Source organism: Winslowiella toletana (genome assembly GCF_032164335.1).
GTDB lineage: Bacteria > Pseudomonadota > Gammaproteobacteria > Enterobacterales > Enterobacteriaceae > Erwinia > Erwinia toletana_A.
On the sequence record NZ_CP134152.1, the window covers coordinates 4,863,014 to 4,878,657 of the forward strand.

Here is a 15,644-nt window from a genome sequence, read left to right on the forward strand (position 1 = left end):
ACGCGGGTATCTTCACATAGGTAAGGAGGTGATCCAACCGCAGGTTCCCCTACGGTTACCTTGTTACGACTTCACCCCAGTCATGAATCACAAAGTGGTAAGCGCCCTCCCGAAGGTTAAGCTACCTACTTCTTTTGCAACCCACTCCCATGGTGTGACGGGCGGTGTGTACAAGGCCCGGGAACGTATTCACCGTAGCATTCTGATCTACGATTACTAGCGATTCCGACTTCACGGAGTCGAGTTGCAGACTCCGATCCGGACTACGACGCACTTTATGAGGTCCGCTTGCTCTCGCGAGGTCGCTTCTCTTTGTATGCGCCATTGTAGCACGTGTGTAGCCCTGGCCGTAAGGGCCATGATGACTTGACGTCATCCCCACCTTCCTCCGGTTTATCACCGGCAGTCTCCTTTGAGTTCCCGACATGACTCGCTGGCAACAAAGGATAAGGGTTGCGCTCGTTGCGGGACTTAACCCAACATTTCACAACACGAGCTGACGACAGCCATGCAGCACCTGTCTCACGGTTCCCGAAGGCACTAAGGCATCTCTGCCGAATTCCGTGGATGTCAAGGCCAGGTAAGGTTCTTCGCGTTGCATCGAATTAAACCACATGCTCCACCGCTTGTGCGGGCCCCCGTCAATTCATTTGAGTTTTAACCTTGCGGCCGTACTCCCCAGGCGGTCGACTTAACGCGTTAGCTCCGGAAGCCACGCCTCAAGGGCACAACCTCCAAGTCGACATCGTTTACGGCGTGGACTACCAGGGTATCTAATCCTGTTTGCTCCCCACGCTTTCGCACCTGAGCGTCAGTCTTCGTCCAGGGGGCCGCCTTCGCCACCGGTATTCCTCCAGATCTCTACGCATTTCACCGCTACACCTGGAATTCTACCCCCCTCTACGAGACTCAAGCTTGCCAGTTTCAAATGCAGTTCCCAGGTTGAGCCCGGGGATTTCACATCTGACTTAACAAACCGCCTGCGTGCGCTTTACGCCCAGTAATTCCGATTAACGCTTGCACCCTCCGTATTACCGCGGCTGCTGGCACGGAGTTAGCCGGTGCTTCTTCTGCGGGTAACGTCAATGACGAAGGTTATTAACCCTCATCCCTTCCTCCCCGCTGAAAGTACTTTACAACCCGAAGGCCTTCTTCATACACGCGGCATGGCTGCATCAGGCTTGCGCCCATTGTGCAATATTCCCCACTGCTGCCTCCCGTAGGAGTCTGGACCGTGTCTCAGTTCCAGTGTGGCTGGTCATCCTCTCAGACCAGCTAGGGATCGTCGCCTAGGTGAGCCGTTACCCCACCTACTAGCTAATCCCATCTGGGTTCATCCGATGGTGTGAGGCCCGAAGGTCCCCCACTTTGGTCTTGCGACGTTATGCGGTATTAGCTACCGTTTCCAGTAGTTATCCCCCTCCATCGGGCAGATCCCCAGACATTACTCACCCGTCCGCCACTCGTCACCCGGGGAGCAAGCTCCCCTGTGCTACCGTTCGACTTGCATGTGTTAGGCCTGCCGCCAGCGTTCAATCTGAGCCATGATCAAACTCTTCAATTAAAAAGCTTGATGCTCAAAGAATTAAAACTGTTATTCGTAATGAATATAGTAGTCACTCTTGAGACTTGATATTTCAAATTTTTTCCATCCGAGGATGGTTTGCGATATCAACCCTGCGAGTGCCCACACAGATTGTCTGATAAATTGTTAAAGAGCAGTGCAATCAGCGATTTGGCTTGCTGTTGCGAGGTGGCGTATATTACGCTTTCCTCCTTCAGAGTCAACCTCTTTTTCAGAAGTTTTTCTCCGGCGGTCCATCTTACCGAACCTTCTGACCCGGTGGCCTGTAAGCCGTTGTTCCGTGTCAGTGGAGGCGCATTATAGGGAGTTTCTGACGGGTGACAAGTGTTTATTGAAAAAAACTTTCTGACTGATTTAATTTCCATCAAACGCTGTAAAAACGCGCTATTCCAAACTAATAATCAACCAATATACTGTTTGATGCAGAGAATTACGGACAATAATGCCGAAAAGTAAGATGCTATTCTTAATAATATGACTGATATCCCAGCCCCTGATGCTTTATATAGAAAGAATAAGGATGATCAATGATCAAATCCGCGCGCAGTATGGCCGGCCTTCCCTGGATTGCCGCAATGGCATTCTTTATGCAGGCACTGGATGCCACTATCCTGAACACTGCCCTACCGGATATCGCGCGGAGCCTTAATCGTTCTCCGCTGGCAATGCAGTCTGCCGTTATCAGCTATACGCTGACGGTAGCCATGTTAATCCCGGTCAGCGGCTGGCTTGCCGACCGTTACGGTACGCGCAAAGTATTTATCGTCGCGGTCTCTCTGTTTACTTTAGGGTCGCTGTCCTGCGCGCTGTCAGGCTCGTTGAGTATGTTGGTGGTTTCCCGCGTGGTGCAGGGCATCGGCGGGGCGATGATGATGCCAGTCGCCCGACTCGCACTGTTACGGGCTTATCCGCGTAGTGAACTGCTGCCAGTGCTCAACTTTGTTACGATGCCGGGTCTGGTCGGGCCAATTCTTGGGCCGTTACTTGGCGGCTTGCTGGTGACTTACGCCACCTGGCACTGGATTTTCCTGATTAATATTCCGATTGGTATCGCCGGCATTATCTGTGCTCGCAAATATATGCCGGACTTCACCACCCCCCGCCGTCGTTTCGACCTTCTCGGTTTCTTCCTGTTCGGTTTAGGTCTGGTGCTGATCACCAGCGGAATCGAGCTACTGGGTGAGAGGATTGTCGCCGGATGGATTGCGGCATTGGTGCTGGTGAGTGGTATTTTACTGCTTCTCTTCTATATACAGCATGCGCGTCGCCATCCGATGCCGCTGATTGGTCTGCCGATGTTTAAAACCCGCACTTTCTCGGTCGGTATCATCGGCAACATCGCCTCGCGGCTGGGGACCGGCTGTATCCCGTTTCTGATGCCACTGATGCTGCAAGTCGGTTTTGGCTATTCGGCTATTCTGGCGGGTTGCATGATGGCCCCCACCGCGATCGGCTCAATAATAGCGAAATCTACCGTTACCCAAGTCTTGCGCTGGTTTGGCTATCGCAAGACGTTGGTTACCATCACCGTTATCATTGGCCTGCTGATTACCACTTTCTCGCTGCAGACTCCGGGAATGGGGATACTGATGTTAGTCATACCACTGTTTGTCTTAGGTATGGCGATGTCGACACAGTTCACCGCAATGAACACCATCACCCTGGCAGATCTGACCGATGAGAATGCCAGTAGCGGCAACAGCATGCTGGCGGTAACTCAGCAGCTGGCGATCGGCTTTGGCGTTGCAGTCAGCGCTGCGGTATTGCGGATGTATGAAAGTTTTGGCGATTCCACCGTGCAAAACTTCCATTATACCTTCGTGACTATGGGTGTGGTGACCGTACTGTCGGCGCTGGTCTTTATGTTGCTGAAGCCCGGCGATGGCCGCCATCTGATTGCCGATCGTGAAAAACGCAGCAAAAAAGCTTAACGCTCAGCAACCGAGGCACGCTCAACCAGTTCCGGCGTCAGCACCAGCATTTGCTGACTGGCGTCGGGATCGGCAAGCCGGTGAATCAGCGTATCAATAGCCAGTTCACCCAATTCATCTTTAGGCTGATGAATTGTCGTTAGCGGCGGCGTCAGATAGCGCGCCAGTTCAATATCATCGTAACCGATGACTGCCACATCTTGCGGCACTGATAATCCAGCCTGATACAACGCATGATAAACCCCGACGGCCATCGCATCGTTGCTGGTAAATACCGCCTGTGGCACTTCATTCAGCGTCAGTAACTGATTCATGGCGTTATAGCCGCCCTGAAACTCAAAATCACTGTCGACGATATAACCCGGCAGAATCGGTAGCCCTGCGGCCGCCATTGCCCGCTTATAGCCTTCAAGACGCAATCGCGCCGGGGTTTTGTCCAGTGGACCCACAATGCAGGCAATACGGGTATAGCCGCGTGAGATCAGATAGTCGGTGGCCATTTCGCCGCCCAACAGCGAGTTATCCTGAATAATATCGCTGCTGCCTTCAAACGGTGCCCAGTCCATCATCACAGAGGGTATGGTCGGATAGCGATTCAGGATCTCAGCGGAAGGGAGATGACTTTCTGTACACATAATCAGCAGGCCATCGACGCGCTTTTGCAGCAATGTTTCCAGGCTACGGTTCATCCGCTCTTCGTCGCCCGCGGTATTACACAGCACCAGGCTATAGCCGCGCTCGTAGCAACTATTTTCTACCCCTCGCACCACTTCGGCATAAAAAGGGTTACTACTGGCGGTCAGTAACATGCCGATGGTACGGGTTTGATTGAGCTTCAGGCTGCGCGCCAGCGCCGAAGGCGCATAGTTCAGTTGCCTGATAGCGGCATCAATTTTTTCGCGAACCGCGTCACTAACAAAACGATTGTTATTAATGACGTGAGATACCGTGGAGGTAGAAACGCCCGCTAAGCGAGCGACATCTTTCATCGTGGCCAACGAGCTTACCCCTGCTGCTGCAAGAAGCTGTCGATCTCTTCACGCCATGGAACGGAAGGCTGTGCGCCATGACGCGTAACCGCAATCGCTGCCGCTGCATGGGCAAAACGCACGGCTTTTGCCATCGGCTGCTGTTCCAGTAGCGCGGTAATCAACGCGCCATTAAAGGTATCGCCTGCGGCAATGGTATCCACGGCTTTTACCCGGAAGCCTTCAATACGCTGACCCTGCCGGTTATCACTTAACCAGACTCCGCGACTTCCCAGCGTAATCAGCACGTTACTGATACCTTTATCGTGGAGTACCGCAGCGGCACGCGCGGCATCATCGTCAGTGCTGATATGAATACCAGTAAGAATCTCGGCTTCAGTTTCATTCGGCGTGATCATATCGACCAGCGACAACAACTCATCCGAAAGCTGAGTAGCCGGCGCAGGATTCAGAATAACCTGCGTCTGATGCTGTCGCGCAATACGGGCTGCCGCCAGCACGCTTTCCAGCGGCGACTCCAGCTGCATCAGCAAAGCCGATGCATCGGCAATGGTTTGCTGATGGCGCGTGACATATTCAGGAGTTAACGCGGCATTGGCGCCAGCATGAATGGCAATCGAGTTTTCACCTTCACCATTAACGAAAATCAGTGCCACCCCGGTAGCCGTACCTGCTACCGCTTCAACCGGCGTGATATCAATGCGGTCATCTTCAAGCTGCTTTCGCACACGCTCACCAATATCATCTTCGCCAACGCAGGCAATAAAAGCGATATCCGCGCCGCTGCGACCGGCAGCAACCGCCTGATTCGCGCCTTTACCGCCAAAAGCGACCTGATACTGCGTACCGACAACCGTTTCACCCGGACGAGGAAACTGCGCCAGATTAAGGATGTGATCCGCATTGATGCTGCCAAGAACAGCCAGTTTACCGGTTTTCGTCATAACTCAATCGTCCCAAAAGTGCGCCACCTTTAAAGGTGGCGCAGTGCCCTGCTTTTCTTTGATTTATTTGGTAACCAGCTTCAGGTCTACCGGATTGATCGCCTGTACTTTCTCGCCTTTCAGCACTTTATCGGCAGTTTGCACGCCAATAACGCCAATCTGCTCCGGCATCTGAGCAACGGTTGCGGCCAGTTTACCGCCTTCAACGGCTTTTACACCGTCATCGGTGCCGTCGAAGCCCACTACCACCACATCAGATTTACCGGCAGTTTGCAATGCACGTAATGCACCCAGTGCCATTTCATCATTCTGTGCGAAGACTGCCTGCACATCCGGATGGGCTGTCAGCAGGTTCTGCATCACGTTCAGACCTTTGGTTCTGTCGAAGTCAGCAGGCTGGCTGGCAAGGATGGCAAATTTGTGCGCATCGGCGGCCTGTTTAAAGCCCTCGCCGCGCTCACGCGCCGCAGAAGTGCCGGCAATACCTTGCAGTTCAATAATTTTGGCGCTTTCACCCACTTTCTTCGCGATAAAGTCACCGGCCATTTTGCCACCGAAGCGGTTATCAGAAGCGACGTGACTGACAACCTTGCCCTGCGACGCTACGCGGTCAAGCGTGATCACCGGGATATTAGCCTGATTTGCCATTTTGACGGCGTTACCCACGGCATCAGAATCGGTTGGGTTGATCAGCAGCAGTTTGGTGCCACGCACGGTGAGATCCTGCACGTTAGCCAGCTCTTTTGCCGGATTATTCTGTGAATCCAGCACCACCAGGTTATAGCCCAGTTTATCGGCTTCTTTCTGCGCGCCATCTTTTAATGAAACAAAGAACGGATTATTTAAGGTGGAAACCACCAGCGCAATGGTGTCTTTTGCCAGCGCGTTGGCACTGAGGGTGGCGCTGAGCAGTACGGCAAGTGCAGTCAGTTTTTTCATTTTCATTATGTTATTTCCTGTCCAGGTAGAGAGGGTTATTTGCTGCTTTTGTTATCCACCAGCACCGCCAGCAAAATTACCGCTGCTTTAACGATCATCTGGTAGTAGGAAGAAACACCTAATAGATTCAGCCCGTTGTTCAGGAAGCCAAGGATCAGTGCGCCAATCAGCGTACCGATAATTCTTCCTTTGCCGCCTGCCAGACTGGTACCGCCCAGCACCACTGCCGCAATCGCATCCAGCTCGTAACCAGTACCGGCGGTGGGTTGTGCGGAAGAGAGGCGCGCGACTTCAATGCTGCCCGCCAGTGCCGCCAGCATGCCGCACAGCGAATAAACGATGATTTTCACCCGTTTAACATTAATGCCGGAGAGCTGAGTCGCGGCTTCATTCCCGCCTAAGGCATAGATGTAGCGACCTAAACGGGTGTGATGCAGCATGTACCACGCCAGCAAAAATACGCCAGCCATCAGCCAGATTGGTGTTGGGATGCCCAGCGGGCGGCCAATACCAAACCAGCCAAACAGATCGGCGTTATCATTAAAACCAGTATTTACCGGGCTGCCGTTGGTATAAACCATAGTGACGCCGCGCAGCAGTAGCATCATCACCAGCGTGGCAATAAACGCCTGCACTTTGCCTATAGCAACAATGGTGCCGGTAATCGCGCCAATAAAAGCCCCCAGCGCCAGCGAAGCCGCCACGGCCACAAGCGCATTCACTTCCAGCCCGACCAGCGAAGCGGCAACCGCACCGGTCAGCGCCAGCAGCGAGCCGACCGACAGATCGATACCGGAAGTCAGGATCACCAGCGTCATGCCAACCGCCATAATGGCGTTGACGGAAGTCTGCTGCAGAATGTTAAACAGGTTATTTACGGTAAAAAAGTTCGGGCTGAGGCTGGAAACGATAGCAATCAGCACCAGCAGAGCAATCAGCGACTTCTGCTCAAGCAGCCACGCTTTGCTGAAAAAGCGGCGACGTGCCGATAACGTTTGAGTACTCATAGATGTGCTAACTCCTCGCTGTGTTGCTTGCCCACAGCGGCCGCCATAAGGGCTTCCTGCGTGGCTTGTTCAATCGGGAAATTGCCGCTGAGGCGGCCTTCATGCATCACCAGAATCCGGTCGCTCATGCCAAGAACTTCCGGCATTTCGGACGACACCAGAATGATGCTCAGCCCTTCGTCTTTAAACTGGTTGATAAGCTGATAAATCTCTTTCTTCGCCCCGACATCAACGCCACGCGTTGGCTCGTCGAGAATTAACACATCCGGGCGGGTCATCAGGCCACGGGCAATCGCCACTTTCTGCTGGTTACCGCCGGAAAGCAGGCCAATCGGCTGTTCCATCGACGGCGTTTTCACCTTAAACAGGCGAATAAAATCACCCACCGCCAGTTCCTCTTCCGCGTGCTTAAGACGTCCACCGGCATGGCTGAAATAGCGCAGCGCCGTCAGCGACATGTTCTCTTTCACTGACATGCCCAACACCAGCCCATCGCGTTTACGATCTTCCGATATATAGACAATGCCATTGGCCAGGCCCTGTTGCGGCGAGCGCGTTTGCACGTCGCGACCATCCAGCATCACCTTACCGCCGGTACGCGGCAGCGCGCCGTAAAGCACTTTCATCAGTTCAGTCCGGCCCGCGCCCATCAGGCCGGCGATTCCCAGAATTTCGCCCTTACGCAGGGAAAAGCTGACGTCATCAACTCCCGGCCCGCTAAGATTTTCCACCTTCAGACGCACTTCGCCGGGTGCCTTATCAAGACGTGGATATTGATCTTCCAGCTTGCGGCCTACCATCATCTCGATCAGCGACTCTTCACTCAGGCTTTCAACCGTGCGTTCAGCAATAAACTGGCCGTCGCGAAATACCGTTACGTCATCGCAAATCTCAAAGATCTCTTTCATGCGATGCGAGATATAGACAATGCCGCAGCCCTGCGCTTTCAGTTCGTTAATCACGCGGAACAGCGAGACGGTTTCGGTATCAGTCAGCGCATCGGTCGGCTCGTCCATCACGATCACTTTCGACTCAAAACTGAGAACTTTGGCGATCTCCACCATCTGCTGATCGCCAATCGATAAATCACCGACCAGCTTATGGCTGTCAAAGCGCAGATTCAGGCGTTGCAGTAGCGCATCGGCAGCGGCGTACATTTTCTTCCACTGAATGCCGCCAAAGCGGTTAACGAATTCGCGACCGAGGAAAATATTCTCCGCGATGCTAAGCTGAGGTATCAGGTTAAGTTCCTGATGTATAATGCCAATCCCGGCTTCCTGCGATGCCTTCGGCCCGCTGAAACTGGTCTCTTTACCCAGCCATTGCAGCGAACCGGCATCACGGGCATAAATTCCGGTCAGCACTTTCATCATGGTGGATTTCCCGGCGCCGTTTTCACCGACCAGCGCCATCACGCGGCCAGCGTAGACCGACAGCGCAGCACCGGAGAGTGCCTTCACGCCGGGGAAAGATTTATCAATGCCTTTCAGTTGCAATAACGGTTGCATGCCAGCCTCAGAAGGTCACGCCAGCGCACAGGATGACATTCGCATAGGGAGAACACTCCCCAGTGCGAATGACCGCCTGACTACGCTGAGTCTGTTGTTTGAACTGTTCATGACTGGTGTAACTAACGGTGATGATATTTCCCTGAAGTTGTTGCAAGGATTCGAGCAGTGCGATCAGTTCGCTATGAAGCTGCGGATTATGCTGCTTAATCTCTTCCGCGATGATGGCGCTTTCTACCTGCATCTCTTTCGTTACGGCTTCCGTGACCTGGATAAAACCGGGAATACCGTGCGTCAGCGCCAGATCGATGCGTTGCGGGCCAGCCGGAACAGGCAGACCGGCATCACAGATTACCAGGCTATCGGTATGCCCCATCCGGGACACCACGTAAGAAATATCAGAATTCAGTAAGCTGCCTTTTTTCATTTTTCACTCCAGAGCGAAACGTTTCGCTGATCGGGAGTTTAAAAAAAGCACAGCGGAAAACAACGGGGAGATAATAGAAGTGTGATCGCCATCGAAACGTTTCGCTGGCGGCGGGAAAAATTTGCCTTAGGCAGTAAACCTAAGGCATCAACAGTGGTGATTACAGAATTTGACTCAGGTGCAACTGCCCCATTAACAGGTGATTGTCGGCATAGTCGACCGGTATTGCGACTACCGCCGGGCCGGCGACATCCATTGCTTTACACAACGTCGGCTCCAGCGCATCAGCACTTTCTACCGCAAAGCCTGCGGCACCAAACGCTTCGGCATAGGCTTTGAAATCAATGGCACCAAACTTCACTCCAGAAACCCGCTGATATTTCTGCTCTTCCTGCATCGCCACCATATTGTAGGCATCATCGACCCAGATAATATGCAGAATATTGGCTTTCAGTCGTACTGCGGTTTCCAGCTCCATGCTGGACTGCATAAAGCCGCCATCGCCCGAAACCGACACCACTTTGCGGCTCGGATCGACCAGCCAGGCGCCAATCGCCCACGGCAACGCCACACCCATCGTTTGCTGCCCGTTAGAGATCATGATCTGCCGCGCGCGGAAGCTATACAGATAACGCGCTATCCAGATATGAAAACTGCCCATATCGACGGTCAGCGTGACATCACTGTTAATAATATCCTGCATCGCCCGCACGATACGCAGTGGATGCAGGGCAAACTGATTGAGTTGATGACCACGCAGCGCGAGAAGCTGACGCTGAGTTTGTCGATCCTGCAGGATTTCCGCCGATGCACTGCTCAGTTGCAACGGTGCGCTGATAAGCCGCGCCAGCTTATCAAGCGTCGCGGCAATATCACCCACCAGCTCAGCATCGGGCAAATAGCAGTTGTCCGTTTCTGCTGGCATCACATCAATATGCACCAGCATGGCAGTGCCGCTGTTCCACATCGCCGGCTCGTACTCTACCGGGCTGTAGCCGACGGTAATAATCAGATCCGCCTGGCGCAGTAAACGATCACCCGCCTGGTTATTAAATAAACCGACCCGACCGGCAAAGCGTGAAAAGTGTGACTGGCTGACCGCGCCAGCCGCCTGATAGGTGCTGGTCACCGGAATATGGCTGCGCTCAAGCAAGCGATGCAGCGCCGCGGCGTTATCAGGCTGGCTGGCCATTAATCCCAACAGAATGATCGGATTTTTGGCTTCTGCGATCTTATGGGCTACCGCTTCAATGGCGTGGTCCGGCGCCGGGCCAGCCAACACGTTGCCGCGATGATTAAGCACATTGCCGCGCACCGGCTGATTAACAATATCCTGCGGCAGACTGATAAAGGCACCGCCAGGACGCCCCAGTTCGGCACGGCGAAAGGCATTAGAGATCACTTCGCCCAGCGCATCCGGCGAGGTGACTTCAACCGCGTATTTGGTCACCGGCTGGAACATGCCGACGGTATCCATACTTTGGTGCACCTGCTTGGCGCTGTCCGCCCGTTTTACCGCACCGCCGATGGCCACCAGCGGATCGCCCTCCGACGTGGCGGTCGCCATTCCGGTGATCAGATTGGAACAGCCCGGGCCAGAAGTAACCAGCGCCACACCGGCTTTACCGGTCAGACGCCCCACCGCTGCGGCCATAAAGGCGGCATTGGCTTCGTGGCGTACCGGAATGGTTTCAATGCTGGAATCCACCAGCGAATCAAATACTTTATCGATTTTCGCACCCGGAATGCCGAATACCTGCTTCACCCCCTGGGCCTCAAGCTGCGCCACCACCAGATCCGCGCCGTGGGCCCACTGCCGGATATCATTCGCCGTTTTCATATGCTCTCCGTTTCTGGTCATTAGCTCTCAACGCTGCGGATAGCATCGTCAAGGTCGTCGGGATTAAGGTTGGCTTGCAGGAAATCAGCATCCTCAGGCAGGTCAATCACCAGCTTGCTGATCTCGCCAAAGGTCAGAACGCCCTGCTGCAGCTGATAATCAAGCACGTGGCCGCCGCCCTGGCGATCGTCAGTAATAAAGTGCTCGTGGTAACCCGCGACATTGATACCCTGCATATATTGCGGCGTGCGAAAACCGATCAGCACCCCGCTGCGCTGATTAAAATGAAAGGTAGGTTGCTGCTCAACTGCCTGCATCATCGGCTTGTAGGGGCGATGCTGGCAGGGCACGGTACGGGTATCCACTTGCGAAAAGTGGCCTTCAAGACGCAGCGCACAGAATTGGTTATCAGACTTAACCTGCTGATTAATGACCTGATGCACCGCTTCGCGATCGGCGGGCTGCGAAAACTGGTGGCGATACTGCGGACGGAAGAAGGTCATCACCGCAAACGGTGTTTTTTGATGGTGATCGGCCTCACTGGCCGACCCGTCAGCCCGTAGCTGATAGACTTCACGATCGAAGGCAATCAGTTCACCATCGAGACGATTAAAAGTACCGAGGCCAAAATCACCCTTTTTCAGTAAATCGCCAATCGTTGTACTGCCTTCATACACGCCACTGAGCAGAGCGCTCATCAATGAAGTCTGATAGATAACACTTTCTGGCCTTTGTTGTTGTAGCGCTGTGACGGTTGAACTCAGCTCATCAGCACAGAAACAATCAGTTAGATGATGCTCCATTGTTTCTCTCCCGCAATAAATATTAGCAAACGTTAACTGAATCTTGACTCGATTCAGCGCTACATTCCAATATAGAACCCCCGTGACTTTGAGACGTTTTCGATATGGAACTACGATATCTGCGTTATTTTGTAGCGGTAGCGCAAACGCGCAACTTCACCCGAGCCGCTGAAATGTTAGGTATTTCACAGCCTCCGTTGAGTCAGCAAATATTACGTCTGGAGCGTGAAATTGGCACGCCGTTGCTGAAGCGACTGACGCGTGGCGTGGAGTTAACCGAAGCGGGTGAGGTATTTTACGAGGATGCCTGTCAGATCCTGGAACTGACTGGCAATGCGCTGGAGAAAGCAAAAGGTATCGCCCGTGGCGAGTCGGGGCAGCTTTCGCTTGGATTTGCCTGTTCAATCGCCTTTCACTCGGCAATCTTTAATCTGTTACAGCAATTTCAGACGCGCTATCCGGCCATGACGCTACTGCCACGTGAAGCCAATATGTCGACGCTGATGCATGATTTACAGGAAGGTTTGCTGGATGCAGCCTTTGTACGCCTGCCGTGTGAAAGCAGCAAAGCGTTTAATCTGAAGATTATCGCCAGTGAGGCAATGCGCATTGTGCTGCCCGCGTCGCATGCGCTAAATCAGCAGGCCACGCTCTCTCTGGCGCAGCTGACGGATACGCCAATGGTAACCTTTCCTCGCGAACTGGCACCCAGTCTGTATGAATCGATCATCAGTGCCTGCCTGCGCAGCGGTTTTCAGCCGCAAACCGGGCCGCAGTCGCCACAAATATCTTCCGCCATCGGAATGGTGGCCGCAGGTTTTGGCTTCGCCGTGGTACCGGCGTCACTGTGCTGCATCAATTTTCCAGGCGTCACCTTTCATCACTGCGACGATCCGGCGCTGACGACCGATATCGCGCTGGCGTGGCGTAAATGGGATCGCTCAGCATCGGTACTGCATCTGGTGCAAACGCTGGACGCGCAAAACCGGGCGGGCTAATGCCAGCCCGGCGCATTCAGGATGATTACTGAATTTTACGAATCTGCTTCACGTCCAGATCAACGGAGTTGAAATCTTTGTCCAGTTCGCCCTGGATTTCGACTTTATCGCCCGGTGCGACGGTCAGTCCATTCCAGCGCTTATCGTCGATCTCAACTTTCATCGTGCCGGTGGCATCACGGAAGATGTAATCTTCGTTGCCCACACGTTTTTCGATATTACCGCGCAAGGTTATCCAGCTGTCATCCTTCATATCCTGCGCTTGTTTTACCGTTACTACGCTACCGTTCGGGCCGCTAAAGCCACCTTTCTGTACGGAAGCGGTTGGCGCATTAGGGTCAACAAAACCCCCACTTTGCGCAGCAAGAACCGGAGTGGAAACCAGAGCGGCGATAGCTAATAAAGCGGCTGACTTTTTCATATTATTCACCTCTAATCCATTTTGAGTTTGCAGCGTTTTGCTGCGCGGTAAGTTGTCTTCGGAAGCTATTAAAGCAAAAGGTTCTTAACAGGATCTTAAGAACCCTGACCTCGACACTAAATTTTTTCATATTGAAGTAAATAGCCGATTTTAGGCGATCCTGCCTGTACAAGCCGCCCTGCATTTACGTATAAAGCCCTAAATAACGCGATGCAAAGAGATGCCGATGAGAATTTTATTAATCGAGGATGATCGCCTGATTGGCGACGGTATTAAAGCCGGCCTGGTCAAAATGGGGTTTAGCGTCGACTGGTTTTTATCCGGCAACGACGGACTACAGGCGCTGGATGCCGCCCCCTATGATGCGGTGATACTGGATCTCAGTCTGCCACAAATGGACGGGCTGGATATTTTGCGCCAGTGGCGTAAAAACGGGCAGGATGTGCCGGTACTTATTCTTACCGCGCGCGACGCGCTGGAACAGCGGGTGGCCGGTTTGCAGCAAGGCGCGGATGACTATCTGTGTAAGCCTTTCGCCCTGAGTGAAGTGGCGGCACGATTGCAGGCGCTGATTCGACGTCGCCACGGTCAGCTGCAACCGACATTGCAGCACGGCGGCGTCACGCTGGAGCCCGGCGCACGCAGCGTGACGCTGCACGGTGAGCCGCTGGTACTGAAATCCCGCGAGCTGGCGATCCTTGAGTTATTTCTGCTGAATCCAGGCCGGGTGCTGACGCGCGCCCAGCTGGAAGAGAAGTTATACAGCTGGGATGAAGATGTCTCCAGTAACGCGGTTGAAGTCCATATTCATCATCTGCGTAAAAAGTTGGGTAGCGAATTTATTCGTACCGTGCACGGCGTAGGCTACACGCTGGGAGCCGCGACATGAGTCGCATCAGCCTGCGTTTACGCTTAATCCTCGGCTTTATACTGCTGACGCTACTGTGCTGGGGTGCAGCCAGTGTTGAATCCTGGTATCAGACCCGGCATAAAATCAATGAGTTGTTTGATACGCAGCAGATGCTGTTTGCCAAGCGGCTTGCCACCATGAATCCGGAAGATCTCAGCCAGCAATCGCACTCACTGCCGAAAACCAAAAATATGGTACGTCACCATCGCGGCGAACAGGAAGATGATGCGCTGGCTTTTGCAGTATTTACCCGTGACGGCAAAATGGTGCTGAACGACGGCGATAACGGCAAGGATTTCCTGTTTAACTATCAGCAAAACGGTTTTACCGACGGCCAGCTGCGCGGCGATGATGATTTATGGCGCATGGTGTGGCTGGCAACGCCCGATCAGCGATATGTGGTTGTGGTCGGCCAGGAGTGGGAATACCGCGATGATATGACGCGCGATATTGTGCAGGCGAACCTGACGCCGTGGCTGTTTGCGCTGCCAGTGATGCTGATCCTGCTGTTCTGGCTGGTGACGCGCGAACTGGCGCCGCTGAAGCGCATCGCGTCGCAGTTACAGCAACGCTCACCGGATGACGGCTCGCCCCTTACCACCCCGCACCTGCCGCAGGAAGTCAGGCCAATTGTCGATGCACTGAATGCTCTGTTTGCGCGCATCAATCAGATGCTGCTGCGCGAGCGTCGTTTCACCTCGGATGCCGCACATGAGTTGCGCAGCCCGCTGGCGGCGCTGAAAGTCCAAACCGAAGTGGTGCAACTGGCGCATGATGATCCACAGATGCGTCATCACGCGCTGCAAAACCTGGATGCCGGCATCGATCGCGCTACCCGGCTGGTGGATCAGTTACTGACCTTATCGCGTCTGGATGCTGAAGCGACGCTGGAAAACAGTCAGCGCATCGACTTTCAGCAGTTATTACAACAGGCGGTTATTGATCACTACGCTAAAGCGCAGCAATCTGGCGTCGAGTTAAAACTGCATCTGCCGTCTGAAGCGGTGGAACGTGACGGCCATCTGTTGCTACTTACGCTGATGACTCGCAATTTGCTGGATAACGCCATTCGTTACAGCCGCACCGGCAGTACGGTGGATATCACCCTGCGCAGAAACGGATTTGAGGTGGCCGATAACGGTCCGGGAGTCAGTGAAGAGGATCTGGCACGGATTGGCGAACGTTTCTGGCGACCACCGGGACAGGAGAAATCCGGCAGCGGTCTCGGATTATCCATTGTCGATAATATTGCTCAGCTGCACGGCATGCAGGTGCGATTTGCTAATCGTGCTGAGGGGGGATTTGTCGCGGTAATTAGCTGGCGTTAAAGACATAGTTTATG

The 15,644-nt window shown here is 53.7% G+C and carries 13 protein-coding genes and 1 rRNA gene; 4 read left to right on the forward strand and 10 right to left on the reverse strand.

Features of this window, described 5'->3' with window-relative positions:
• Nucleotides 1-21: 21 nt before the first annotated feature.
• Nucleotides 22-1,564: ribosomal RNA gene (locus tag RIN69_RS22110) — 16S ribosomal RNA — on the reverse strand.
• A 548-nt stretch (nt 1,565-2,112) separates the two neighbouring features.
• Between RIN69_RS22110 and mdtD the strand changes: the two genes are divergently transcribed.
• Nucleotides 2,113-3,516 carry a multidrug transporter subunit MdtD gene (gene mdtD / locus RIN69_RS22115; RefSeq protein ID WP_313854633.1) on the forward strand — a complete coding sequence of 468 codons (1,404 nt, stop codon included), beginning with the start codon at nt 2,113-2,115 and terminating at the stop codon, nt 3,514-3,516.
• Here mdtD and rbsR read toward each other — a convergent pair.
• The 8 genes from rbsR to budA all read right to left on the reverse strand — a co-directional run bounded on the left by rbsR (nt 3,513) and on the right by budA (nt 11,973).
• Nucleotides 3,513-4,514, reverse strand: coding sequence for a ribose operon transcriptional repressor RbsR (rbsR, locus tag RIN69_RS22120; RefSeq protein WP_313854636.1), 1,002 nt, complete (start codon nt 4,512-4,514; stop codon nt 3,513-3,515). The two genes, mdtD and rbsR, sit on opposite strands and share 4 nt — an antisense overlap.
• A 5-nt stretch (nt 4,515-4,519) precedes the next feature.
• Entirely contained in the window at nt 4,520-5,449 is a 930-nt protein-coding gene (gene rbsK, locus RIN69_RS22125) for a ribokinase (protein WP_313854638.1), read from the reverse strand.
• 63 nt (nt 5,450-5,512) lie between these two features.
• Nucleotides 5,513-6,394: a ribose ABC transporter substrate-binding protein RbsB gene (rbsB, locus tag RIN69_RS22130; RefSeq protein WP_313854639.1), complete on the reverse strand. Its 882-nt coding sequence runs from the start codon at nt 6,392-6,394 to the stop codon at nt 5,513-5,515.
• 29 nt (nt 6,395-6,423) lie between these two features.
• Nucleotides 6,424-7,395, reverse strand: a complete 972-nt coding sequence (gene rbsC, locus RIN69_RS22135; protein ID WP_313854640.1) for a ribose ABC transporter permease — start codon at nt 7,393-7,395, stop codon at nt 6,424-6,426.
• Nucleotides 7,392-8,903: a ribose ABC transporter ATP-binding protein RbsA gene (gene rbsA / locus RIN69_RS22140; protein WP_313854641.1), complete on the reverse strand. Its 1,512-nt coding sequence runs from the start codon at nt 8,901-8,903 to the stop codon at nt 7,392-7,394. Before rbsA ends, rbsC begins: the two co-directional genes overlap by 4 nt.
• Before the next feature lie 7 nt (nt 8,904-8,910).
• Entirely contained in the window at nt 8,911-9,330 is a 420-nt protein-coding gene (gene rbsD, locus RIN69_RS22145) for a D-ribose pyranase (RefSeq protein ID WP_313854642.1), read from the reverse strand.
• A gap of 160 nt (nt 9,331-9,490) precedes the next feature.
• Nucleotides 9,491-11,170, reverse strand: a complete 1,680-nt coding sequence (alsS, locus tag RIN69_RS22150) for an acetolactate synthase AlsS (RefSeq protein WP_313854644.1) — start codon at nt 11,168-11,170, stop codon at nt 9,491-9,493.
• Between the two features lie 20 nt (nt 11,171-11,190).
• Nucleotides 11,191-11,973 carry an acetolactate decarboxylase gene (gene budA, locus RIN69_RS22155; RefSeq protein ID WP_313854646.1) on the reverse strand — a complete coding sequence of 261 codons (783 nt, stop codon included), beginning with the start codon at nt 11,971-11,973 and terminating at the stop codon, nt 11,191-11,193.
• Between the two features lie 104 nt (nt 11,974-12,077).
• Between budA and RIN69_RS22160 the strand changes: the two genes are divergently transcribed.
• A complete protein-coding gene (locus RIN69_RS22160; protein WP_313854648.1) occupies nt 12,078-12,971 on the forward strand; it encodes a LysR family transcriptional regulator in 894 nt (297 codons plus the stop codon).
• Nucleotides 12,972-12,996: 25 nt separating this feature from the next.
• Here RIN69_RS22160 and RIN69_RS22165 read toward each other — a convergent pair whose 3' ends face one another.
• Complete coding sequence (locus RIN69_RS22165) at nt 12,997-13,392, reverse strand: YgiW/YdeI family stress tolerance OB fold protein (protein WP_313854650.1); 396 nt, start codon at nt 13,390-13,392, stop codon at nt 12,997-12,999.
• A gap of 226 nt (nt 13,393-13,618) precedes the next feature.
• Between RIN69_RS22165 and qseB the strand changes: the two genes are divergently transcribed.
• Entirely contained in the window at nt 13,619-14,281 is a 663-nt protein-coding gene (gene qseB, locus RIN69_RS22170; RefSeq protein WP_313854651.1) for a quorum sensing response regulator transcription factor QseB, read from the forward strand.
• Nucleotides 14,278-15,630 carry a quorum sensing histidine kinase QseC gene (gene qseC, locus RIN69_RS22175; RefSeq protein ID WP_313854652.1) on the forward strand — a complete coding sequence of 451 codons (1,353 nt, stop codon included), beginning with the start codon at nt 14,278-14,280 and terminating at the stop codon, nt 15,628-15,630. Before qseB ends, qseC begins: the two co-directional genes overlap by 4 nt.
• Nucleotides 15,631-15,644: the final 14 nt, after the last annotated feature.